At 39.6% G+C, this 22,919-nt stretch carries 29 protein-coding genes; 12 read left to right on the top strand and 17 right to left on the bottom strand.

Features of this window, described 5'->3' with window-relative positions:
- Nucleotides 1-2 precede the first annotated feature (2 nt).
- The 9 genes from OWEHO_RS18805 to OWEHO_RS05840 all read right to left on the bottom strand — a co-directional run bounded on the left by OWEHO_RS18805 (nucleotide 3) and on the right by OWEHO_RS05840 (nucleotide 5,724).
- Nucleotides 3-272 (bottom strand): CBU_0592 family membrane protein, encoded by a 270-nt coding sequence (locus OWEHO_RS18805; protein WP_014201560.1) that lies wholly within the window; start codon nucleotides 270-272, stop codon nucleotides 3-5.
- A 44-nt stretch (nucleotides 273-316) separates the two neighbouring features.
- Nucleotides 317-619, bottom strand: a complete 303-nt coding sequence (locus OWEHO_RS05875) for an ArsR/SmtB family transcription factor (RefSeq protein ID WP_014201559.1) — start codon at nucleotides 617-619, stop codon at nucleotides 317-319.
- A gap of 64 nt (nucleotides 620-683) precedes the next feature.
- The gene (locus tag OWEHO_RS05870) at nucleotides 684-1,595 is read right to left on the bottom strand and encodes a helix-turn-helix domain-containing protein (RefSeq protein ID WP_014201558.1); all 912 of its coding nucleotides are present in this window, start codon (nucleotides 1,593-1,595) and stop codon (nucleotides 684-686) included.
- Between the two features lies 1 nt (nucleotide 1,596).
- Complete coding sequence (locus OWEHO_RS05865; protein WP_014201557.1) at nucleotides 1,597-2,109, bottom strand: hypothetical protein; 513 nt, start codon at nucleotides 2,107-2,109, stop codon at nucleotides 1,597-1,599.
- 27 nt (nucleotides 2,110-2,136) lie between these two features.
- Complete coding sequence (locus OWEHO_RS05860; RefSeq protein ID WP_014201556.1) at nucleotides 2,137-3,090, bottom strand: SDR family oxidoreductase; 954 nt, start codon at nucleotides 3,088-3,090, stop codon at nucleotides 2,137-2,139.
- A 204-nt stretch (nucleotides 3,091-3,294) separates the two neighbouring features.
- The gene (locus OWEHO_RS05855) at nucleotides 3,295-3,681 is read right to left on the bottom strand and encodes a DoxX family protein (protein ID WP_014201555.1); all 387 of its coding nucleotides are present in this window, start codon (nucleotides 3,679-3,681) and stop codon (nucleotides 3,295-3,297) included.
- A 20-nt stretch (nucleotides 3,682-3,701) separates the two neighbouring features.
- Nucleotides 3,702-4,226: a YceI family protein gene (locus OWEHO_RS05850; protein WP_014201554.1), complete on the bottom strand. Its 525-nt coding sequence runs from the start codon at nucleotides 4,224-4,226 to the stop codon at nucleotides 3,702-3,704.
- A gap of 81 nt (nucleotides 4,227-4,307) precedes the next feature.
- Nucleotides 4,308-4,814, bottom strand: coding sequence for a Crp/Fnr family transcriptional regulator (locus tag OWEHO_RS05845; protein ID WP_143764532.1), 507 nt, complete (start codon nucleotides 4,812-4,814; stop codon nucleotides 4,308-4,310).
- A gap of 247 nt (nucleotides 4,815-5,061) precedes the next feature.
- Nucleotides 5,062-5,724, bottom strand: coding sequence for a hypothetical protein (locus tag OWEHO_RS05840; RefSeq protein WP_014201552.1), 663 nt, complete (start codon nucleotides 5,722-5,724; stop codon nucleotides 5,062-5,064).
- Nucleotides 5,725-5,932: 208 nt separating this feature from the next.
- Here OWEHO_RS05840 and def point away from each other — a divergent pair, with 208 nt between their 5' ends.
- The 10 genes from def (at nucleotide 5,933) to OWEHO_RS05790 (ending at nucleotide 13,176) form a co-directional block, all read left to right on the top strand.
- Nucleotides 5,933-6,505, top strand: a complete 573-nt coding sequence (gene def, locus OWEHO_RS05835; RefSeq protein ID WP_014201551.1) for a peptide deformylase — start codon at nucleotides 5,933-5,935, stop codon at nucleotides 6,503-6,505.
- Nucleotides 6,502-7,041, top strand: a complete 540-nt coding sequence (locus OWEHO_RS05830; RefSeq protein ID WP_014201550.1) for a tetratricopeptide repeat protein — start codon at nucleotides 6,502-6,504, stop codon at nucleotides 7,039-7,041. The genes def and OWEHO_RS05830 overlap by 4 nt, the downstream gene beginning before the upstream one ends.
- Nucleotides 7,041-7,481: a DUF5606 family protein gene (locus OWEHO_RS05825; protein WP_014201549.1), complete on the top strand. Its 441-nt coding sequence runs from the start codon at nucleotides 7,041-7,043 to the stop codon at nucleotides 7,479-7,481. Before OWEHO_RS05830 ends, OWEHO_RS05825 begins: the two co-directional genes overlap by 1 nt.
- Nucleotides 7,482-8,255, top strand: a complete 774-nt coding sequence (gene mazG, locus OWEHO_RS05820) for a nucleoside triphosphate pyrophosphohydrolase (RefSeq protein ID WP_014201548.1) — start codon at nucleotides 7,482-7,484, stop codon at nucleotides 8,253-8,255. It begins immediately after the preceding gene.
- Between the two features lie 24 nt (nucleotides 8,256-8,279).
- Nucleotides 8,280-8,915 (top strand): toxin-antitoxin system YwqK family antitoxin, encoded by a 636-nt coding sequence (locus OWEHO_RS05815; RefSeq protein WP_041627465.1) that lies wholly within the window; start codon nucleotides 8,280-8,282, stop codon nucleotides 8,913-8,915.
- A gap of 152 nt (nucleotides 8,916-9,067) precedes the next feature.
- Nucleotides 9,068-9,565, top strand: coding sequence for a SixA phosphatase family protein (locus OWEHO_RS05810; protein ID WP_014201546.1), 498 nt, complete (start codon nucleotides 9,068-9,070; stop codon nucleotides 9,563-9,565).
- On the top strand, nucleotides 9,562-11,625 hold the full coding sequence (gene ppk1 / locus OWEHO_RS05805; protein ID WP_014201545.1) for a polyphosphate kinase 1: 2,064 nt from the start codon (nucleotides 9,562-9,564) through the stop codon (nucleotides 11,623-11,625). Before OWEHO_RS05810 ends, ppk1 begins: the two co-directional genes overlap by 4 nt.
- A complete protein-coding gene (locus OWEHO_RS05800; RefSeq protein WP_014201544.1) occupies nucleotides 11,625-12,524 on the top strand; it encodes a Ppx/GppA phosphatase family protein in 900 nt (299 codons plus the stop codon). Before ppk1 ends, OWEHO_RS05800 begins: the two co-directional genes overlap by 1 nt.
- Nucleotides 12,525-12,617: 93 nt before the next feature.
- Nucleotides 12,618-12,935: a thioredoxin family protein gene (locus OWEHO_RS05795; RefSeq protein ID WP_014201543.1), complete on the top strand. Its 318-nt coding sequence runs from the start codon at nucleotides 12,618-12,620 to the stop codon at nucleotides 12,933-12,935.
- Between the two features lies 1 nt (nucleotide 12,936).
- Nucleotides 12,937-13,176 carry a DUF6952 family protein gene (locus OWEHO_RS05790; protein WP_014201542.1) on the top strand — a complete coding sequence of 80 codons (240 nt, stop codon included), beginning with the start codon at nucleotides 12,937-12,939 and terminating at the stop codon, nucleotides 13,174-13,176.
- Between the two features lie 65 nt (nucleotides 13,177-13,241).
- Here OWEHO_RS05790 and OWEHO_RS05785 read toward each other — a convergent pair whose 3' ends face one another.
- The 5 genes from OWEHO_RS05785 to OWEHO_RS05765 all read right to left on the bottom strand — a co-directional run bounded on the left by OWEHO_RS05785 (nucleotide 13,242) and on the right by OWEHO_RS05765 (nucleotide 17,506).
- Nucleotides 13,242-14,078, bottom strand: a complete 837-nt coding sequence (locus tag OWEHO_RS05785) for a hypothetical protein (protein WP_014201541.1) — start codon at nucleotides 14,076-14,078, stop codon at nucleotides 13,242-13,244.
- Between the two features lie 80 nt (nucleotides 14,079-14,158).
- Nucleotides 14,159-15,100 (bottom strand): glycosyl transferase family 90, encoded by a 942-nt coding sequence (locus tag OWEHO_RS05780; RefSeq protein ID WP_014201540.1) that lies wholly within the window; start codon nucleotides 15,098-15,100, stop codon nucleotides 14,159-14,161.
- A gap of 126 nt (nucleotides 15,101-15,226) precedes the next feature.
- Complete coding sequence (gene tpx, locus OWEHO_RS05775; RefSeq protein ID WP_014201539.1) at nucleotides 15,227-15,724, bottom strand: thiol peroxidase; 498 nt, start codon at nucleotides 15,722-15,724, stop codon at nucleotides 15,227-15,229.
- 94 nt (nucleotides 15,725-15,818) lie between these two features.
- Nucleotides 15,819-16,622 (bottom strand): tRNA pseudouridine synthase A, encoded by an 804-nt coding sequence (locus OWEHO_RS05770; RefSeq protein ID WP_014201538.1) that lies wholly within the window; start codon nucleotides 16,620-16,622, stop codon nucleotides 15,819-15,821.
- A gap of 44 nt (nucleotides 16,623-16,666) precedes the next feature.
- Entirely contained in the window at nucleotides 16,667-17,506 is an 840-nt protein-coding gene (locus OWEHO_RS05765) for a hypothetical protein (protein WP_014201537.1), read from the bottom strand.
- A 109-nt stretch (nucleotides 17,507-17,615) separates the two neighbouring features.
- Between OWEHO_RS05765 and OWEHO_RS05760 the strand changes: the two genes are divergently transcribed.
- Nucleotides 17,616-18,566, top strand: a complete 951-nt coding sequence (locus tag OWEHO_RS05760) for a hypothetical protein (RefSeq protein ID WP_014201536.1) — start codon at nucleotides 17,616-17,618, stop codon at nucleotides 18,564-18,566.
- On the opposite strand, the gene OWEHO_RS05755 is transcribed toward OWEHO_RS05760, so the two are convergent.
- A complete protein-coding gene (locus tag OWEHO_RS05755) occupies nucleotides 18,540-19,136 on the bottom strand; it encodes a DinB family protein (RefSeq protein ID WP_014201535.1) in 597 nt (198 codons plus the stop codon). The genes OWEHO_RS05760 and OWEHO_RS05755 overlap by 27 nt on opposite strands.
- Nucleotides 19,137-19,193: 57 nt before the next feature.
- Nucleotides 19,194-19,733: a Crp/Fnr family transcriptional regulator gene (locus tag OWEHO_RS05750; protein ID WP_014201534.1), complete on the bottom strand. Its 540-nt coding sequence runs from the start codon at nucleotides 19,731-19,733 to the stop codon at nucleotides 19,194-19,196.
- 127 nt (nucleotides 19,734-19,860) lie between these two features.
- Here OWEHO_RS05750 and OWEHO_RS05745 point away from each other — a divergent pair, with 127 nt between their 5' ends.
- Nucleotides 19,861-20,820: a LamG-like jellyroll fold domain-containing protein gene (locus OWEHO_RS05745; protein ID WP_014201533.1), complete on the top strand. Its 960-nt coding sequence runs from the start codon at nucleotides 19,861-19,863 to the stop codon at nucleotides 20,818-20,820.
- Nucleotides 20,821-20,933: 113 nt separating this feature from the next.
- Here OWEHO_RS05745 and dnaK read toward each other — a convergent pair whose 3' ends face one another.
- Nucleotides 20,934-22,844 (bottom strand): molecular chaperone DnaK, encoded by a 1,911-nt coding sequence (dnaK, locus tag OWEHO_RS05740; RefSeq protein WP_014201532.1) that lies wholly within the window; start codon nucleotides 22,842-22,844, stop codon nucleotides 20,934-20,936.
- Between the last annotated feature and the right edge of the window lie 75 nt (nucleotides 22,845-22,919).

Raw genomic sequence — 22,919 nt, 5'->3', positions numbered from 1 at the left:
ATTTATGTGAAACATTCAGATTTTCTGCACTTTGCTTTAGCCCTTCTGGTTTTATATATAGTTAGCGTAGCAATCACGCTCCATAGCAAATTGGTAATAAAAGGTGGAATGGCCTGATAGTAGTAGCAATTTATCGCGATTAATATTCCTCCCAATAAATTTAAATACTTGCTGTAGGAAAGGTAGTCGCTGCTTTTTAATAAGGTGAGGGCATAAGCTAAAATTATCAATCCCGATCCAGTCCATCCAAGTATGTCGATTAAAACTTTCATATTATTAAATATCTAAATATGTAGATGTATTGTGGTAAATTTTTTTAACTGATAAAATCCGTAAACTGCTTTATTACCTCTTCATTCCGTTTTAGGTACGACCATTTTCCATGACGGGTGGAAATGAGCAAGCCGCATTTTTCCATATTGGTTAAATAAGTAGAAATAGTAGACTGCGATAAGCCCGCCTTTTCCTGAATATAGGTTACACAAACTCCATCATTAAAATGCTCTAGCGTTTCATGCGGTGGGAAGTTTTTCTCAGGCTCTTTCAACCATTCCAATATTTGCATACGCGTTTGGTTTGAAAGACATTTCCCAATTTCAGTAGCAGTTCGTATTTCCATGATGCAAATATATCTATAATTACCGATATGTAAAAGTGATGAATAGGGAAAGTTGCATTGAAATCTAATTCATGCTGTACTTCTCTCTATACTCCGTAGGGCTAATGCCTTCTTTCTTTTTAAATAAGCGCGAAAAATAAGGCGGGTACTCAAAGCCCAAAGCGTAAGCTACTTCGGCTACACTTTTGTTGGGGTCTAGCAGTTTGTTTTTGGCTTCGTCTATCAAATACAATTGCAGATGCTCAGTGCTGGTTTTGCCGGTTTCTTTTTTTAGGGTGTCGCTCAGGTAGCGCTGCGAAACCGACAAGCTTTCGGCCATTTGCTCAATGCTCGGAATGCCGTTTTCTTGTAGCTTCCCTGAGTCAAAATATTCTTCAAGCTTCTGGTTAAACTGCTCCAATAAATTATTTGAAAGTTCCTTACGGTTGATAAACTGACGTTCGTAAAAGCGATTGGCATATTTAAAAAGCGTGCTTAACTGTGAAAGAATAATGTCTTTGCTAAACTCATCTTGATTGTTTTGGTATTCCATGTCTATACTCTGCACGATGGCTTCGATCTGCTTTTCTTCTTTGGGCGAAAGGTGCAGGGCTTCGTTGGCCGAATAGGAGAAGAAACCATATTTTTTAATCTGATGCGCCAGTTCAGTTCCTTTCAAAAAATCTTCGTGAAAGTTGATGGAAAAGCCTTTTTGCTCAAACACTGCTGCATCATTCCACTGCAACACTTGTCTTGGCGCGATAAAAAACAAAGCTCCGTTGGTAAAATCGTATTTGGTACGGCCATAGCTTAACTCACCTGTCACAAACTTTTTAAAACTGATAGTGTAGCAATCGTTCGTAATGGGGGGCGAGCTCGCTTTTGGGCAGGGCAAAAAACCATCGCCCATGGCGGTAAATACGCTAATCATGGGGTGCTCTGGACGAGGCAATTCCAAATATTCGAGATAAGCCGAAAGTGTTTTAAAGTGTTGCATCTTATGTGTTCAATTCTTGTTTTGCCTGTACTAATTGCTGCTTGTAGGCATCAATGCGCGCATGTGCCAATCCATCTATAAATAGAATCACCGAAAGCATCGCGATAGTGGTAATCATGCTGGCGCGCCAAACGGGGGCGTTGACAAAGAAAAGTACAGCAGCACAAATGACAATGATGATAGGAATTCCAGTGAAAACCACGTTTTTGTATTCCTTCAATGTGGCTTCGGCTCGTTCTAACTCTGCATCTACAAAGGTTAACGCGTTTTCTTGGTAAGCGGTTTCAAATTGAGTGACTCTAGATTTATTGGTAAAGAAAAGCCCGAGGCCAATAATCACCAATAAGGTGCCGGCCACTAAGGTGGGAATGATGTACGCTTTGGCTAAATCGGTTTTACCCACTTGCCAAAACCCAAGGCTGGCTGCTAGAAAAATCACACCTGCTAGCACAAAAAATGGCGTGGAAACAAGTTCGGCTTTGGCCCAATCGGTGGCTGCTTTTAATATGTCCATGATGTTCTGTGTTAAAAGGTTCTCAATTTATACATTCCAACTTACGCCTGTTTCTTTTTCCGCAAGTTCCCACAATTTGTTAGCGGCCACTTTATCCTTGGCGTGAGGTTTTAGTTCGTGCGGCCCTACAGGACCCACCCAATTGCTTCGGCCGGTGGGGCCGTAAAAAGCAGATTGGTCTAACTCAGGTTCGGTAGCACACATCAATTCAGGATAAGCGCCATTTTCTGCTGGTTGCGTTAGTGGAGATAGTTTCATCAGGCCAAAAATCATTTTCATCATAAAGCTTCCGCTGGTGCTGATGAGCGATGTCCTAGAAGAACCTGGGTGACAGGCATAAGCTTTAACCCCCATTTTTCCTGCGGCAGCTAATCGGTCTTGCAGTTCGTAAAGGGTCATGATTTGCGCGAGCTTACTTTGGCTATAAGCATCGTTCGGCGTGTAGTCTTTGTCCCAATTTAAGTCATCAAATTTAATGGCTTTAATGCCCATGTCATAGCCTAAACTTCCTACGGTTACGATGCGTCCGTTAGATTTTTCAATCAATGGAAATAACAAAGCTTGCAAGGTGAAATGCCCGAAAAAATTCACCCCCATTTGGCTTTCCCAGCCATCTTTTGTGATTTGTTGCTTGGGCACTTGAGCAATGGCACCGTTGCACATTAAGGCATCAATGCGACCTACTTTTTCCAACACTTCGGTAGCAGCCTTTTTTACAGAAGCTTGCACACCCAAGTCCATAGTAATGTTGATGACATCAATTCTATTTCCAAGTATTTTTTTGAGTTGTGCCGTGGTGTCAGAAGCTTTTTGAGGATTGCGGTTCAGCATCACTACTCGGGCATTTTTAGAAAGTAGAATGCGTGCGGCTTCAAATCCGGTACCGCTGGTAGTTCCGGTAATTACAAATGTTTTACCGCTTAAGTCTTTTATTCTATCAGGCGTCCAGCCTTTTTTGCCAAATGGATTTGTAGTATTCATCTCTGTTTTATTTTGTTGATACAAAGATGAGTGCAGATGCAGCTTACCGTGTTATACACATTTTCGAAAGGTGTATACTTTTTGGTGTGCGGAAGAAATTTGATATTAGAAAAGAAATAAAAAGGGGCAAACAAAAAACCTCTGCCGAAGCTTGAAACTTTGACAGAGGTTGTAAATATTAGTTTGCGAATTTTGAAACCGAAGTTATCTCGCTGCTTTAATCTGCTTATTGCGTACAAATGCAATGATTACAAGAATAGCGAAAAAGGCAATTTGCATTACAAAAGGCTCATTTCTTCCTGCATGTGTTACAATGGCACCGATCATAGTTGCTGCCAAACCTAGAGCTGCCAAAGGTGAAAGGAAATACCATTTCTTGATCAAAAATGGGAGGCTCATCCCGATGGCGCCCAAAATTTCCAGAGTGCCAATAAGTTTGATGATTCCAGCAGAAAGTTTAGCGGCATAAGGCATCGTTTCTACGTATTGGTCGAATGGTGTAAACACTTTCATGGCGCCTGCCATCAAGAATACTAGGGTCATTATTCCTTGCAATACCCAGGTGATGATGTTTATCGTTTTTGAATTCATGGTTTAGTTTTTTTTAATAATTACTTCACTACACAAATGATCTCCAGAGAAACTTCCTCTCCAACCATAAAGCCGCCATCAGAGCCAACTCCAAAATCAGTACGGTCAATTTCCAGGGTACCAGTAAATGTGTTGTTGTTATATGTAAAAGGGATGTTTACTTTTTTAGAAACTCCATGCATGGTGAGCGTTCCGGTGGTTGTGTATCCATTATCGGACTTTGTAATCGAAGTAGATTTAAAACAAATGTTTGGGTATTTTTCTACATCAAAAAAGTCATCTGTTTTAAGATGCTCATCACGTTGCTCATTTTCGGTGTTGATAGTGGCCGCATCAATGCATACATTAAAATTAGAGTTTGCCAGGTCGTTAGTATTCAGGTTAAAAATCCCAGTCATACCGCTAAAAGTGCCCTCTACAGTTTTTATAGACCAATTGGAAATTTCAAATTTTACAGTAGAGCTAGCCGTGTTGACGGTTTGTTGAGCAAAAGATGCTTGCGTGCTAAGTAGAGCAAGGGCCCAAATGAAAATGTGCTTCATCATAATTTTCTTTTCAATTATGATGCAAACATCTCCCTAAATCAAAACCTGTGCATTCACATAGGTTAACAAATACAGTGGTGTTTATTTTTTTGACCTTGCCCACTCACCTCTAATTCGGCTTAACGCTTGGGGAGTGATGCCTAAATAAGAAGCAATCATTTTTTGAGGTACGCGGTTGTACAAGTCGGGGTATTCATCTAGAAAAAATTGGTAGCGTTCCCATGCCGTAGCACTCATCAGCATAAGCACTCGGTTTTGTAATGTGCCCACTCTGCGAATGGCTTTTTCGAGACCTTTTTTCGCCATTTCGTCTGTAATTTCTGGTGAGGGTTCTAGTTCTACAACTTCAGAATCCTCAAGTGCATCTACAAATAACTTTGTAGGGCCTTTTATAAAAGCGGCTTGTAAATCGCCCACAATCCAATCTTCGGGCCCAAACATATAAATGTGTTCTTTGCCTTTAGCGTCTATAATGTAGCTACGGAGCAGGCCTTTTACCACGGCAAAAGATTTTAGATGTGTATCGCCTTCCCGCTGAAGGATTGTCCCTTTTTTTACCGTTTTTGTTAAGCTTTTTTCGAAAAGCATATTTTCAAGATTGTTTTTGCAGAGCACTAAATTGCGCAGTGCTATGGATGCAATATTACGGAGGTAAATTTACAGACGGGAGTTTTACGTTGAAAGGGTAGTTGTTATTGTGGAGTTTTAATATGAAGGGGAAGGGGTTTTTAATTTATCTAACCAAATTCAGGTCAGAGTTGTTAACCTTGGGTGGCGCGGATTTGTAATCCGTGCAGCAAAGTGGTGTTATGTGCGTACGGATTGCAAATCCGCGCTATCGGGTAGTTTTTTCTTTTTTAGTTTGTGATGTGTAATCAAATATTTTGTTCTGAAGGTATTTTTCAATCTCCTTTGGTTTAAGGTCACTATCTGGACCAAACCCTGTATTTTCTAAAGCAATGTATTGAGGCGTTTTGGAAAACTCTTTGAAAAGCCGGTGTCTTAGCCGCTTAATTTTTTTCGCTTTTGATTCCTTAATGGATGAGACTTTTCCATCGTTTATTAGAGCAAGGTAAAATTTTTCGTTCCGCTGATTTCCATAAATTCTTTTAGACCTTCCTAAACTTGATGTTCCGAAAACTAGAGATGTTGAAAACCAATTCATTCGAACTTCCTTTTGACCTTCAAAGACTTCGGAAATTAAATTTTTACGGCCATTAGTATTATCAGTATCTGTTTTGTCAGTATAAATAGCTGTCAAGTAAAGTGATGAATCTTTTATTTCAAATACGGCTGTATACTGATTGTTTGCATGTGTGAATGGTTCTTCCGGAATGGGCATAAGCTCTGGGTATAAGTCAAAATACGAGTCCAAAGGCCTATTAGACAGTGTTAATGTATCTCCACCAAAAATAATATAGTCCGAAAATGTAATATGAATTCCTGCTAAAGAAAGCTTACAAAGCAGTAACAAACCTAATGTAATCAACGCTCTCATAGTATATTGAATCGAATTCCGCACAATGTCTGGGTATAGTTACCTTCCCGTTGGTAAACGAAAGGCTATTGTTTATTACCGGCAAGATGAAAAATTTTTACCTACCCAGGAGTATATCGAGGTAGGTGCTGAGCAGATTTAGTAAACCGCTTTATAATAGCGATTGCATTGCGCAATTCAATCATTACCTTTGCCGCAAATTTTTTGCATGATATTACCGATTGTGGCCTATGGCGACCCCGTATTAAGAAAAAGGGGAGAAGACATTGATAAGGATTTTCCAAAACTACAAGAGCTTATTGACAACATGTGGGAGACCATGTACAGCGCCAGTGGAGTGGGCTTAGCTGCTCCTCAAATTGGTCGCGGTATCCGTTTGTTTGTGATTGATGCCGGTGGCTTTGTGGACGAAGATGAAGAGGATGAAGAGGGACTGGAAGGTTTCAAAAAAGTATTTATCAATGCAGAGATTATAGAGGAAGATGGCGAAGAATGGGCTTTTAATGAAGGCTGTTTGAGTATTCCTGATGTGCGTGAGGATGTGGTGCGTCCAGAAAGAATCCGAATCAAATATTTGGATAGTGACTTTAATGAGCACGATGAAGTATATGATGGCTTGAAAGCGCGCGTTATTCAGCACGAATATGACCATATTGATGGAGTATTATTTACAGATTATCTTTCTCCTTTGCGTAAGCGCATCATTAAAGGAAAGCTTAATAACATTAGCAAAGGCAAGGTTTCTGTGAATTATAAAATGAGATTCCCAAAATCGAAATGAGAAACTTAAAATGGATGGCTCTGGTGGTTGTGTTTAGCGCCTGCCAGGCCCAAGAGCCCGATTTGAATAGCTCCATCGTAAAGATGGAAACAGAGATTAAAAAGCATGCAGAAATGGACACGGCTATTGCCAATGATCTTACTGCTGCTTACATGGCATACGCTAAAGCAAATCCACAGGATTCATTAGCGCCTGTTTACCTTAGCCGTGCTGCAGATATCTATAAAGAAATGGACGGTAAGGTGCTGAAGTCTGTAAATGTGTACAACAAGATTGTGGTGGAATATAAAGATCACCCGTTGGCCGCTCGTTCGGTTTTTATGATTGGATATGTATTTGACGAAAAGCTACATGACAAAGATCGTGCGGCAAAGTCTTACCAACATTTTTTGGATACTTATCCTAACAATGAACTAGCAGATGATGCAAAAAGTCTTTTGGCTATAGCCCAGGATACGCTTACCGATGAAGAATTGGTGGCAAAGTGGATGAAGGAAGCTGAAAGTAAAAAAGATACTAACCCTAAAGGAGAATAATGGAATTAGAAGGAATTTTGGCAATTGGCGGTAAGCCGGGCCTTTACAAATTGGTGGCACAAAGCCGTGGTGGTGTAATTGTTTCATCGCTTATTGATGATAAAAAATTTCCTGTAACACAGGCAAGCAACGTAAGTGCTTTAAAAGATATCGCTATCTACACATACAATGAAGAAGTGCCTTTGGCCGATGTGTTTCAAAAGATTGCGGATAAAGAAAATCTGGGACAGGCTATTAGCCACAAAGAAAAGCCAGAGGCTCTTCGTAGCTATATGCTGGAAATTCTTGAAGATTACGATCAGGAAAGAGTTTACAATTCAGATTTGAAAAAACTTTTTCAGTGGTACAACATACTTCAGGAAAACGGTTTGGTGACTAAAGCTGAAGAGAAAACTGAGGAGCCAGCGGAAGAGGTGAGCTCTGAAGAAGAAAGCAAATAAGTGAATACCCGAGAAGATAAGTTACAGGCTTTTGGCCGTCTTTTGGACATTATGGACGACCTGCGCGCTAAGTGCCCGTGGGATATGAAGCAGACCCTTGAAACATTGCGTCCTCTTACCATAGAGGAAACGTATGAACTGGGTGATGCTATTTTGGACAATGATTTGGAAGAGGTGCGCAAGGAGTTGGGTGACATTATGCTTCACATGGTGTTTTATGCCAAAATAGGTAGCGAGAAAAATGCCTTTGATATAGCCGATGTGCTCAATGGAATTTGCGAAAAACTCATTAGCCGCCATCCTCATATATATGGAGATGTAAATGTGGCCGATGAGGAAGAAGTAAAAACCAATTGGGAAAAGCTAAAGCTTAAGGAAGGTAAGAAGTCGGTGCTGGAGGGCGTGCCTCGTTCATTGCCAGCTATGATAAAAGCTACGCGTATTCAAGAAAAAGCACGGGGTATTGGCTTTGATTGGGAAGAAACCAATCAGGTGTGGGAAAAGGTAGATGAAGAACTCAATGAGTTGAAAGCTGAAATAGCTGCAGGAAACCAAGAGAAGACGGAAGAGGAATTTGGAGACTTTTTGTTTTCCATTATTAACCTTTCGCGCTTTCTTAAAGTAGACCCAGAATCAGCCTTGGAGCGCACCAATAAGAAGTTTATAAAGCGATTTCAGTATTTGGAAGCTCAAGCTTCAAAAAGCGGAAAAAGCCTGGGTGATATGACCTTGGCGGAGATGGACGTTTTTTGGAATGAGGCTAAGAAGTTGTAGTAATAAATTACCATAATTTTGAAAATGAAGAAAACTATAGTTCTGATGGCCCTATTCTTTTCTGCACCGATAATTGCTCAAACCGGTTTTAAAAAATTAATTATTGGGACTTGGGAGCTTCAAGAAAGGATTGACAACAATCCAATTGAAAAAGTTGATATTTTCGGTAACAACTCAGGCGAGCAAAAAGATACGGAGCCTAAAGATATGTTCTTTTTCCAAAATAATGGAAAGGTGGATGTGCGGCAATTTGGTGAACAATTTAAATATGACTATCAATTGTTGGACTCTACTCTTCAAATAGGGGATATTATCTATAAGGTGAAGCGCCTGACAAGGGATTCTCTAATATTGAACAGGAAAAAGATGCTAGTTGACGAGAACCTTATTCTGACTCATTCTAAAAAATCAATAGATCCGATTCAAGCGGAGCAGGTAATTAGAATAGAGTATCCTTCAGGTCATATGAAACTCAGAGGACAAAAAGTTGGTGGTTTTCAAAATGGTCTTTGGACGGAGTGGTACGATGGCGGAGGTGTCAAAAGTGTGACTCATTACCAGATGGACGTAGTATTTATGAAAATTGAATTTGACATAAATGGTAAGATTACTTCTAAGAGCTGGTATGATCTAGAATCGAAGAAAATGAAAAATGAGTAACCGATAGAAAACCATAAAATAGTACCGTACATTTTTCAATAACCGGTTGTTTATTAATACAATATAAACATCCGGTTATTTTATTTTTAAGATTAGCTGTAGCTGCCTGCAATTATCTATTTTCGAAAGCTAAAGAATTGAGCTCGTAGCTTATGAAAACACTTTATCTGGTAAGACACGCAAAATCATCATGGAAAGTTGAAGGTGTGCAGGACATGGACAGGCCACTAAAGGGCAGGGGAGTAAGAGATGCATATAGCACTTCAGAATGGCTTCGTGAGCAAAATTGTATACCTGAACATATTGTTTCTAGCCCCGCCACTAGAGCACTTCACACAGCAATAATATTTTCCAAAAACCTGAGTATTCATGCAAATGAAATACAGATGGAACCGGGTATTTATCATGCTAATACCAAAGATTTGCTGCAGATAATTCGCAATCTTAGCGATGAGCATAGCTCTGTAATGCTATTTGGGCACAACCCTACCATAACTGATGTGGTAAACAAATGTATTGATCATCGCATTGATAATGTACCTACCACAGGTGTGGCCTGCTTGCGCTTTGATATAGATGAATGGAAAAATCTGGATAAGAAAGCCGAGCTGGTATTTTTTGACTATCCGAAAAGAAGAAGAGAGAATTGAGAAAGCCTAAACCAAAAATAATAGCTCGTGATGTAAGCTGGCTATTGTTTAATGAGAGAGTGCTGCAAGAGGCACTTGATAAATCAAATCCACTTGTAGAGAGACTACGTTTTCTGGGAATTTTTTCCAGTAATATGGATGAGTTTTTTAGAGTGAGATATGCCAGTATCAAAAGACTGAGCCAGCTTAGTGATACACCCAAAAAGAGACTGGGAGATACAGCACCAAGTGATTTGCTTGCCGAAATTTCTGAAAAGGTGGTGTATATGCAGGCAGAGGCCCAGCGCACCAATGATTTGCTTTTAGAAGAGCTAGAGGAAAACGGGATTGAGTTTGTGGACGAAAAATCTCTGACTGCTGGTCAAAAGGAGCATGTGCACAAGGTGTTTATCGATAAGATAAGTCCAACCATCTTCACGCTTATACTGGCAGATAAAAAGAACGTACCTGAACTTAAAGACAAGTCTATTTATTTGGCAATAAAGCTCATAAAAAATGCTGAGCCAGATGATCCTCAGTACGCTTTGATTGAAGTTCCTTCTGAACTTGTTGGGCGTTTTTGGGAATTACCCAAATATGGAAATCACTATGTAATGTACTTGGAAGACGTAATTCGTTACAATTTGGAGTACATTTTCTTTACCTATGAATTTGATAGAATAGAGGCTCATACTGTAAAAATTACGCGTGATGCCGAGCTCGATCTGGATGATGATGTTTCCAAAGGATTTCTTGAGAAAATGAGTAAGTCTGTAAAGCAGCGTAGAATTGGTGAGCCAGTGCGTTTTGTTTATGACAAAACTATTTCATCTGATATGTTGCAGTTTTTGATGCAACGCATGGACTTGGACAGCTATGATAGCTTGATTCCCGGAGGGCGATACCACAATAAAAAGGACTACATAAAATTCCCAAATATTGGAGACAAGAGGTTAGACTTTGAAGCGATGCCAGCTTTGCAGCATCCTGATTTGGACATGGATCGAAGCATCTTGAATGTAATTCGTAAAAAGGATGTTCTTCTATTTATGCCGTACCACAGCTTCTCTTACCTGATAAGAACTTTGCGTGAAGCAGCCATTGATCCCAATGTGGTAAGTATTCAAACCACATTGTACCGATTAGCGGATAAGTCGCGTGTGATCAGTGCCTTGGTGAATGCGGCCAAAAATGGAAAGCAAGTAACCGTGGTAATTGAGCTTCGTGCCCGTTTTGATGAAGAAGCTAACATTAAGTGGACACAGGAGTTGCAAACGGAAGGTGTGACCGTAATCTTTGGTGTGCCAGGATTGAAGGTGCACAGTAAACTTTTCCTTATTACTAGAAAAGAAGGCGGTACCTTAAAGCACTATGCCAGCATCGGTACCGGAAACTTCAATGAGTCTACATCAAAGCTTTACACAGACTATCACTTGCTTACTTCCAACAAAGAAATTTGCAACGAGGTAGAGAAGGTATTTAGCTTTTTGCAAAGCAACTACAAGCGTTTTAAGTACAATCATCTTTTTGTTTCTCCGCACGGCACACGCAAGTCATTCTTAAGACTGATAGAGCGCGAAATAAGTCATGCCAAACGTGGAGCACCAGCTGGTATTACGCTAAAGCTAAACAGTCTTTGCGATGTAAAGCTTATCGAAAAGCTATATGAAGCGAGTAGCTATGGTGTGAAAATTAGATTGATCATCAGAGGAATTTGTTCGCTGGTACCTGGCGTAAAAGGTATGAGTGAAAACATAGAAGCCATTAGCATAATCGATCGCTTTTTGGAGCATTCACGTGTTATGATCTTTGAAAACGGAGGAAACCCTGCATATTTTATATCTTCAGCAGATTGGATGCCGCGAAATCTGGATTATCGTGTGGAAATCACAGTGCCTGTTTACGAAGATAGCATTAAGCGACAGCTGCGAGACCACATGGAGATTATTTGGAAAGACAATGTAAAGAGTCGTTGGCACAATGAGGCTCAGGATAATGAGTATCGAACTATTAAGGGGCCAAAAATCCGTTCGCAGTATGCCTTGTATGAATATGTGAAAACCCAGCAAAAGAGAGGATAGTGAAAGTTCATAAAATAGCAGGAATAGATATTGGGTCCAACTCAGTGCGATTGCTCGTGAGCAACGTAATTGCAGATAAAAAAGTTACCCTTTTTAAAAAATCATCACTTACACGTTTGCCTATTCGCTTGGGCGCGGATGCCTTTAGCAGTGGCAAAATCAGCAAGAAGAATATGCAGAAGCTGGTGACCGGTATGCAGGCTTATGCACGCATTATGGAGGTGCATGAAGTGGAGATGTACCGTGCCTGCGCTACTTCCGCTTTGCGCGAATCTACTAATGGTAAACAGGTGGTGAAGGAGGTTTTTGAAAAAACGGGAATTGACATTGAGTTGATTGATGGAAAGGAAGAGGCCAAGATTATTTTCAATTCTGATATGATTGAGAGCATTCGCGATCTTGAAGATAGCTTCTTATATATTGACGTAGGGGGAGGTAGCACGGAGCTTACCTTATTTTACAAGGATGAAATTATAGCCAGCCGTTCCTTTAAAATTGGAACTATTCGTTTATTGAAGGGAATGGTGAGCAAAGAAAACTGGGATGAAATGAAGGCCTGGATAAAGGAAAACACCAAAGGAATTAGTGATATCCTTATGGTAGGTTCTGGTGGTAACATTAACCGTACTTTCAAACTTTCAGGTAGAAATATGGGACATCCTTTGGATATAGCCTACATCGAAAATACCTACGAATTACTTCAAAAGTTTACCCCCCAGGAAAGAATGGTGAAGTTTGACTTAAACCCTGATAGAGCGGACGTAATTACCCATGCACTGAAGATTTATAAGTCAGCCATGAACTGGGCAAAATCGGAAAGGATGCTGGTTCCTAAGCGAGGTTTGGCTGATGGGATGGTGCGTCATCTATACAAGGAAAATATCCTTGGGGATAATTGATATAAATTTTATCAATCACAATATTTTTTTAATAACACAGGTTGATTTTATCTTTGTCACCGAAAATAAAATTAACACCAAAATATATTTGACATGGCTGTATTAACAGTAACTGACGCAGAATTTAAAAAGGAATTAGAGGGAAATAAAAAGGTAGTGGTAAAGTATTATGCCGACTGGTGTGGTAGCTGCCGTTTGTTTTCACCAAAGTATAAAAGAGTGAGTAATGAAGACGAGCTTCAGGATGTGGTTTTCTTGGAAGTGGATGCTGAAAAAAATCCAGAAGCGCGCAAAGCCGCAGGAGTGGATAACCTTCCATTTTTGGCAGCTTTCAAAGATGGTGAGCTTGTAGAAGGAAGCGCGGGTAGCAAAGAAGAGTACTTGCGTTCACTTATCGCAAAATTGAACTAGTATGAAATTAGGAGCCATCCGAAAACTATTGAGCGTGGATATTGAAACGCTTCAGAAGGCAGAGGAAGATTTAGCCGAGGAGCGTGCCCTTTCCATAGAAGTAGAAGGTGATGATGAAGGCGAAAAACTGACACACATCTTTGGCGCCATTTGGATAAAAGAACAAGTTGCCAGCGGAGCCATGGATGAAAAATCAGCATTGCGGGCTTTTACCCAGAAGGTTCGGAACTCGATAAGTTAGAACTAAGTTTTAGATAAAGAAAAAGGGAGCCAATTGGCTCCCTTTTTTGTGCGCTAAATGATGGTCTATTTTATAAAATATTGGAAGCCAAGAAATATTCCAGGCTGGGTAAGGTTATAGCCATAGTAGTTATTTTCAAATCGTTCACCAAAATCAACATTTAGCTTTGAGTAAGCTTGTGCCTTAGGAGTAATTGCGTATTGGTATTTTAATGAGGTGAGTAGGGAGTTACTTTCTAAGCTGTTCTCAAAACCGTAGAAGGCATAATTTTCATTAACAAGGACACGGGTGGTGTGAGCGTAGCTTAAGTTAAGCTTGAGGAAATTTTTAGCATTAATTTGATAACTTCCACCTAGGCTAGCCTTATAAGATGTTAGGTTAAACCTTGGCGCGTTTTCATCTACATTGCTTCCTTTTTCTAAACCTACTTTTGGGAATACAGAAATCTTATCGTTGAATTTAAGCGAAGCAGTATAATCCAGATAGAATACTCTATTTGAATTTAAACCTTCAAAATAACCGTATCCATCATGTGAAGGCAAAACAACACCTGCTGTGATAAGTGATGACTTAAAGAACTTGTTCCTATTAAAAGGTTGGAAGCCTGCGTGTAAGTCTACTTCTACTATCCCTGTATAAAAGTTTCCAAGATTGCTAAAAGGTATATTAAAGCCAAAGTTGAACTTTTTTACGGCAAATTTTCCACCCAAGTTCACCTGCCAATAATCAGCCGCCATGGCCTCGGCACTTCTTCCACTAAAAGTAATCCCAGCATTCAAATTTACATTAGTGTAAAGCTGTGTTGGGTCTGCAGCGTTAAAGAACTTTGGATTTTCAGTTTCCTGTGCCTTGGATAAAAAGGATAGCGAGAGCAAGAGAGATATTGCGATTAGTCTTTTCATAGTTTAAGAAGTTTTAGTTGATATAAATGTAGAGGTTTTGTAAAAACCAAAATGTTAAAACTTCAACTTAGTCTTTAGAGTTAAGCTCTAAACTTAATTTCATTTTCTTGCCCACTGCATTCAGCATATCTTTCCAATACCTTTAGACAAAGTAAATCTTCCATCATTTCATCCTGAAAACGAGCAACATGCTGATTGGCATTCTTAATGATTTCTTGAGCTTCATCAGTGTGTTTTGAGTAGTATTCTATTTTCTCACCCAAATCATCATACGGGGCATTTACCTCTACATAGTGGACACCGGGTTTTAGAGTTCCTTCCATAAACCAGGTTTCATAGCGGGGTTTGGGCATAAAGCACAGTGAATTGGAAGACATTACCCATTTTAGGTTGGTGGCTACATCATTGCCCTCAGGGCAAAAAATGATTTTATATTTCAACTGCTCTTCTATTGGGAGGTGTTCCTTTTGCCAGGGCATATCTTCTACTGGCTTGTTAGTTTGCCCCACATTGCAGAGCGGATGGTCCCATATTTTTTCAATCATCTCTCTTCGCAAAGCACGATAGGCACCACCACGCCATACCATCATATCCTTTTTCTCGGTGTATGGAATAGTATCATTTACCCACTTAAAATGCCTCCTCTTATTGAGCTTAAAAAGAATGGAGTTTTCATTTCCATTTCTAATGGGACGAGCTTTAAATAAAGTAGGGTAAGGGTTTACATTTGTGTCGTCACCAAAGTAGTAGGCAAAACGAGCTTCTTTGGTAAAGTAATGTAAAAACTCTTTTAGGTCTAAAAAGTAAGCAGTGCCTTTTCCTCTTTTTACATCTTTTACAGCAGTTGCTTCTTTAGGAATGGGATACTTGTTTTGAACTTTAAAGTAGTAATCCAACCGAGTATCTAGTTCCTTCTGATTGCAAGTTTTTTCAAAGCGTTTTAGCTGGCCATATTTCCATCTAAAGAAGAAGGAGGGCAGAGCATTATAAATGAAACTTTTGGCGTAGTACAGTGCGTTCATGAAATACTAGGGGCAAGATTTTTACAGAATTCAAATCTACTATCCATTTTCAAATAGGGAATTGTAAGCAATAAAAAATCCGATTGAAGAGTATCAATCGGATTCTAAAGTCTCTTTAGTTGAAAACTATAAATGCTTCAAAGCACTTTCATAATCTGGCTCTTGTCCAACTTCTGGTACTTGTTCGGAGTATTGTACTGTTCCGTTTTCGTCAGCTACAATTACCACGCGGCTCATCAATCCTTCAAAAGCACCATCGGTGATTTGGGTATGATAACCTTCGTCAAATTGATTAAAACGGTAATCAGAAAGCATTTCTACATTTTCCAACCCTTCAGCTCCACAAAAGCGTTTTTGCGCAAATGGCAAATCTTTGCTAATGTTTAGCACCATTGTGTTGTCAGCAGATCCAGCCCTTTTGTTGAACTCATGCACAGACTTGGCGCATATTCCGGTATCCACACTAGGGAAAATGTTTAGAACCAATTTCTTGCCCTTATAATCGTTCAGGGTTTTGGTTTCCATGGATGGATTTACCAATTTAAAATCTTTTAACCCATCACCTTTTTGAGGGATGTTTCCTGATGTATTCGCAGGCTTTCCGCCTAATGTTATTTGTGCCATTATTATGTTGGTTTATTGTTTTTGAATTTAACCAAAGGTAGGTGTCAATGTTTGAATATCGAAGCAGTTTTATTGGAGATTCGATAAAGCTTATCTAATTCTGATTTTGATCTTTTTTAGAGGAAGAGTCAAAAACCGTTTTTTGAAGTATTAAAGCTGAAGCTGGTGCAATGCTAGGAATATGCTGTTCATTTTCACCATTAAGAGATTGCTTCATTTCATCAAGCGTAATTTCATTACGCCCAAGGCGAACAAGCTGTGCCATCATCAAACGTATTTGATAACGTAGAAAACCTTTACCCTGAACTTTAAATGCGTAAGTGTCTTTTGGAAAAAAACTGGCCGTGTATTCTGTGTTTTCCTCAATTTGGCTCAAAAGAATTTCTCTGGTAAACTGCTGGTTTTCTTTTGGACTGGCGCAGTAAGCTTTAAAGTTTTTAGTGCCTTGGTACAATTTGGCTCCTTGTTTCATCAGTTCTATGTCTAAATTTCCTGGAAAGGTGGAAACTAAGGATGCGCTAAAAGGATGTGCTTTCTCCCCAAAGGAAAATAAATAGAGGTATTCCTTAAGGCGAGGGGCTTGTATTATGTTGAATTTGGAATCGACTTCTTCCATACCCAAGGCACGAATGTCGGTGGGAAGGTTGGTGTCAAAATCCTTAAGGAATGATTTGCAATCTAGCGGCTCTTTGGTAAATAGCTGAAAAGCCATCTCATTGGCCGATACTTTAGAATCAGTACGGCTGCCTCCCATTGTTCTAAAATCATCGTGGCCGAGAACAAAAGCTACTGTTTTGTCCACCATGCTTTGCACGGTTTTATGATGCTTTTGTGTGGCCCAGCCATGATATCTAAATCCAAGGTATTGGATACGGATGAGATAGTAATACTTCGTCATAGATGAGCAAAATTCGACAAATCAACTGGAGTAGACGAGTGGAATTATAAAATCTCCCATAGATTATAAACTCTGTTGACGATGTGCTTGCGCAATCTGTTGGATGACCAATATTTAAGATGTGAACCTAGATTCCAAAAAGTAAGCAAACCGCCCACATTTATCTCAATGTCCTTTAAAGGAGAAAGCTTATAATTCGTGTTAATGAACTTAATAGGGTAGCCCATCGGGTCATTTTTGTCATAAATGTTTTCCCAAAAGCTACGTGCTTTATGTTGGTTGGTAAGGGCTTTTCCTGGAAAGGAAATGGGCTGCAGGTCATCCAAATTATAGGTAGAGGCAAAAATGGGAATGTTGTTTCCTAAAGTAAAAAAGCCAATAAGTGTTTCCAGTCTTTCAAAAGGAGTTGAGCCAAAAGGGTCAGGTTCATTATTGTGCTTGTCAGCCCAATGTTGTCTATCCCAAATATGGTTGTTTATTATCTCCGTACCCATGGAGGACGCAATGATGACCAACGGAGTATCTGGGGCTACCCGTGCTTGCAGGTCTTTTATGTTTTTATGAACAGCCTTGTGTACTTCTAAATAGGAAATGCTATTGAAAACACTTCCGCCTCGGTAATTGATTAAGTCGGCAATGTTGGTGAGCAGAAATGTGCGGAGAGCCATCCCTTTAACCGGGGTTTCACTTTTTTCCAGCCTTTTCAAAAGCTCTAGTTGTTGAGATTCTAATGGTGTGTACCAATCCAGAAACTCATATTCAATGGCTTCGCGGGGCATACCTTTTCTTTGCAATTGCTTAAAGAATTTATTTAAAAACTCTTCCTGACTTTCAAATCCAGGGGAACCTGAGCCGCGAATAAGGAGCATGGCCAACTTTTTCATCTCTAAAGCTTTTTTATGAATTTAGAGAATTATTTTCTGCCAGTAGCCATGTGGCGCTTGAGATTTAGGAAAGATGATTTTGTTTACTTTACCCATACAAACCGAGACTATGGATATAACTCAACTATTAGCCAAATTAAACCAGTTAAAGGGCGATAATAAGAAGGAAACAGATGAGTATCTCGAGGCCCTAAAACAATATGTTGCGTCTCAAGCTGGTTCGGAATGGAGTCCTGAGCATCAACAGATTTTTGGGCAGATGAAGCAGAGAGTTTCAGACAATCGAATTTATAAGTGGATTATTTCTGGTTTGGTGGTGGTACTGCTAGCCGGAGGCATTTTTATTGCACTCAATATGGCAGGCCGTTCTAGCGAAATTGCGCTAGATAAGTCATTTATAGATTTGGCCAGACAATCAACTTTGCCACTAGAAATAGTTAAGATAGATTCTACTGGAGATTGGGTGAATGTCAAAATTTCGGAAAACTATCACGATCTCAAGGGACAAAATGCAGAAACAATAAAAGAATTAATAGAGTCATTTCCATCACTGGGGCGCTTGTATGGACTTAACAAAGACAAGCCATTGAAAGTGAATTTTTCCTTGGAAGGAAATGATGAAGGGGAATTGGTAGTAACCTATGGTAATCCGTCTACCGCCATTGGCAAGGTAGTATTAGATGCAACTAAAGGAAAAATATGGCCGGTTTCAGGAGCGAGTCCTCTCGAAAAAAGAGAAATGTTTAATCTAAAAGAACCTATTCCATATCTCAATGATAAAGGTCAGGAAATGGATTTTTCTCTGGAGATAGACACATTTGTAAATGGAAGATGGAAGCTCACCTTTATGGAAAATGGTATTAAGTCTCAACCTTTCAATTGGCAAAAAACAAAAGATGGAAGTATTGAAGAATCAGTTTTTATAGTTTCCCAAAAAGGCTGGAAGCATCCATACGCAGTTACACTTGGAATTGGTAGACCTGGCGCAGAATCGGATACAAGTCCTCTATTCATTTATGCATGGAATGTGCGATCATATGCGCATAGACTTCAATTTTAGATGGCTATCTTTAGTAGATGGGATTAAAAAACGCACACCGTCAATTTGAACCATGTGTCTTTGATTATGAAAAATAACCACACGCAGGGTATCTCCCAATTTTAGTTTTATAAAGCTCGAAATACTGATGGATGTTTTGGTTTTGTTGAGGTCAATTTTGCGACAAGCTTCCAAAAGGCTCAGCATTTTCTTTTGTTGTAGGATAAATTCATCAATCACATCTTTTCCCAAAGTACTATGAATAGGGTTCATATTCTTAAAAGTATTCATGGTATTGAGCTTTTCTTTGGGAAGCATACTCAAGGCAAAATAGTTTCCTAATAAACCGCTTTTAAAGATTTGATTAGGTTTTGAGGCTTTTGCAGAATTCAAACGCTTTGTAATTTCTGGAAGGTAAAACTGACCATAAAGATTTAGGTGTTCGAGACATTCCAATACACTCCAGCTTTCTGGGGCTTGCCGCCACTGCAAGGCTTTTTCCGAAAGCTCTTTTAATTCCTCAGCTTCATTCAGAATTTTATGGGTTCTGTTTACTAAATCATCAATTAGTTCTTCTTGTGAAATCTTCATGTCTTTTTGAATTTATTCAAAGGTCACGATTGCCGAAAAAGTAAACATTGATTGAAATCAAGATTTCTTGAGGCGAGAGAGTGTTTCAGGAGTCATCCGTAAATAAGAGGCAATATACTTGGCCGGTACCTCTTGAAACAGCTGAGGGCTGCGCTCCAAAACTCTTCTATATCGCTCAGCAGGAGAATGGGTGAGGATATCTACTTCGCGCTCAAGCTGCTGATAAATCAAACCAGCGAGCATTTGCTGCCAAAGTTGTAAATACTCTGTTTTGCTATTTATGATTTGCATAAAAGTCTCTTTGCTAATCACCTTCAGCTCCGTTTTGCGAAGAGCTTGAATATAAAAAGGGGAGGGCTTTTCCGTAATGTGTGAATCCAGGGCGGCAATAAAATTTCCTTCATAACCAAAGCGGATGGTGTGTTCCTCAAATTCATCTTCTATAAACACTCGCGAACAACCGGATTTTACATAATACAAATTGGTGTCTGTACTTCCTTTTACCTTCAGGTATTCATTCCGCTTTAGCGAAAGCTCACCTTTCCATGAATCCGGTGTTTGATTTATAATTTGGTAAAGTTGGGAGAGGAGGTCCATGGATTGGTTAATGAGTTGATTTGTGAAATTGGGTGGTAAAAATATTATTTAACCTTCTTGATAAGCAGGCATTTTGCTCCTAAATGTATAGATTTATAATGCTTTAAAAACCAATAAACCTTTAACCATGAAGACAAAATTATTTTTTATTTCACTCATCCTTGGCTTCTCACAGATGTACGCCCAGGTAAACCTTAGCCAAGGTTTAATTGCCGCTTACCCTATGGATGGGAATCCATTGGATACTTCTGGAAGTTCCTATCACGGCACCACGGTTGGTAATATGCAGTTGGACACCAACCGCTTTGGACAACCGAATGAGGCTTATCACTTTGATGGGCAGAGCTATATTCAAGTGCTGGACAAAACTGCTTTAAAAGGAGGGCCTAATATTATGTTCTCATTTGCTTTTTGGTTTAAACCTGAAGAATTCTCTGGAAACAGACCCATAATTTCAAAGTTTCTAAATGATCCTAATAAGGATTGGGGAATAAGAATGTTAAACGGTTTCATGGACTTTGGAAGTGAAAAAAATTATTCAACTTACGATTGTATGGAAGATAGCCTGAGCATAAAGATTTACGATTGGAATTTTTGTGTTGTTTCGGTTGAAGGAGCTAGTAGTCAAGTGAATATCTGGATAAACGGTTTAAAGACGAAATCATGTAATACCTTCAATTCAGCAAAATCGGCCGTAACTTCAGCTGATGTAGAAATAGGAAGAAATAGTTATGCAGGTCATCACTTTGAAGGCTCAATGGACTACATCCTCATCTACAATCGAGTATTAACCCCTGCCGAGATAAACGTTCTCTATACCCACTCTATTGACATCAAAGAATTTTCTACAATAGACTTTAAGATTTATCCAAATCCAGCTTCTAACCATTTGTCTGTGGATGGTGATTTGGAAGGAATCCATCAGTATCAGGTACTTGATATGGGAGGTAAGAAGGTGTTTTCGGGGCTTGTGTCAGGTGATGAGGTTTTGGAAGTAGACATTTCCTCGCTTCCCAAAGGAGGCTACTTACTTTCTTTACTTTCTGATGAAAGCATAGTGGCGAAGAAAATATTTTACAAGGATTAGGACTCAATCCCTATAAATACAAAACCCCGTCTCGAGTAATCGAAACGGGGTTTATTTATTTATAAAGTGCAGCTGTCTAAATACTCAGTACTAACTACTCAATACTCAAAAGACTACTTCTTCTCTTCGTCTACTTCTTCAAATTCTACGTCAGTCACATCATCAGCAGAAGCTTCACCCTCGGCACCTGGAGCGGCATCGCCCGGCTGGCCTTGAGCACCTTCTTGTGCTTTGTACATTTCTTCAGAAGCATTTTTCCAAGCCTCGTTGATTTTCTCCATTGCAGCGTCAATTGCAGCAATGTCTTGGCTTTGGTGAGCGGTTTTAAGCTCGGTCAAAGCGCTTTCAATAGGCTCTTTTTTATCAGCAGAAAGCTTGTCGCCAAATTCTTTAAGTTGCTTTTCAGTTTGGAAAACCATTCCGTCAGCAGCATTTAGCTTATCTACTTTCTCTTTTGCAGCATTGTCAGCATCAGCATTTGCTTCAGCTTCCTGCTTCATTTTTTCGATTTCTTCCTGGCTCAATCCTGAAGAAGCTTCGATGCGGATGCTTTGCTCTTTACCGGTAGCTTTATCCTTAGCAGCTACATGCAAGATACCGTTAGCATCAATGTCAAATGTTACTTCAATTTGAGGTACACCTCTTGGTGCTGGTGGAATATCTGCCAAGTGGAATCTTCCAATTGTCTTGTTATCCTTAGCCATTGGGCGCTCACCTTGTAGAACGTGAATTTCTACAGAAGGCTGATTATCGCTGGCAGTAGAGAATGTCTCTGACTTTTTGGTAGGGATAGTTGTGTTTGCTTCGATCAATTTAGTCAATACACCACCCATAGTTTCGATACCTAGTGATAGTGGAGTAACATCAAGAAGCAATACATCTTTTACATCACCAGCCAAAACACCACCTTGAATAGCAGCACCTAAAGCTACCACTTCATCAGGGTTTACACCTTTTGAAGGCTCTTTTCCAAAGAAGTTTTTTACAGCATCCTGTACAGCAGGAATACGAGTACTACCACCTACAAGAATTACCTGGTCAATGTCAGACTTAGAAAGTCCAGCTTGCTTAAGAGCATTTTCGCAAGGAGCGATAGTTCTCTTTACAAGGCTGTCTACCAATTGCTCAAACTTGCTACGGCTAAGCGTACGCACTAAGTGCTTAGGACCACTAGCTGTTGCTGTAATGTATGGCAAGTTGATTTCAGTAGAGTTTGACGATGAAAGCTCAATCTTAGCTTTCTCAGCAGCTTCTTTAAGACGTTGAAGTGCCATTGGGTCTTTCTTAAGATCCATGTCTTCTTCGCTCTTAAACTCGTCTGCCAACCAGTCAATAAGTACTTGGTCAAAGTCATCACCACCAAGGTGAGTATCTCCGTCTGTTGAAAGTACTTCAAATACACCATCTCCTAGTTCAAGGATAGATACATCATGCGTACCACCACCGCAGTCAAATACTACTACTTTTTGGTCAATACCTTTTTTGTCGATACCGTAAGCCAAAGATGCGGCTGTAGGTTCGTTAATAATACGTCTTACTTTAAGACCTGCAATCTCACCAGCTTCTTTAGTAGCTTGGCGCTGAGAGTCGTTAAAGTATGCTGGTACCGTGATAACCGCTTCGTCTACAGTTGTTCCTAGGTAATCTTCAGCAGTTTTCTTCATTTTTTGAAGCACCATTGCTGAAAGCTCCTGAGGAGTATACATTCTACCGTCAATATCTACACGTGGGGTGTTGTTTTCACCTTTCACAAGTTTATATGATACGCGATCTTTTTCTTTTTCAACTTCGCTAAAAGAAGAACCCATAAATCTCTTGATTGAAGAGATAGTTTTTTGTGGGTTTGTAATAGCTTGTCTTTTTGCGGGATCACCTACTTTACGTTCGCCACCTTCCACAAATGCAATGATTGATGGTGTGGTGCGTTTTCCTTCGCTGTTAGGGATTACTACTGGCTCATTACCTTCCATTACGGCTACGCAGGAGTTGGTAGTACCCAAGTCTATTCCTATGATCTTTCCCATTATTGTTTATTTAAATCTTGGTTATTCAAATTCTTGCTCAGCTAATGTCAAGCATTATGCCAGTGGCATATAAAT

The sequence above is a fragment of the Owenweeksia hongkongensis DSM 17368 genome (assembly GCF_000236705.1).
Taxonomy (GTDB): domain Bacteria; phylum Bacteroidota; class Bacteroidia; order Flavobacteriales; family Schleiferiaceae; genus Owenweeksia; species Owenweeksia hongkongensis.
This window is presented reverse-complemented; position numbering and strand designations above follow the sequence as displayed.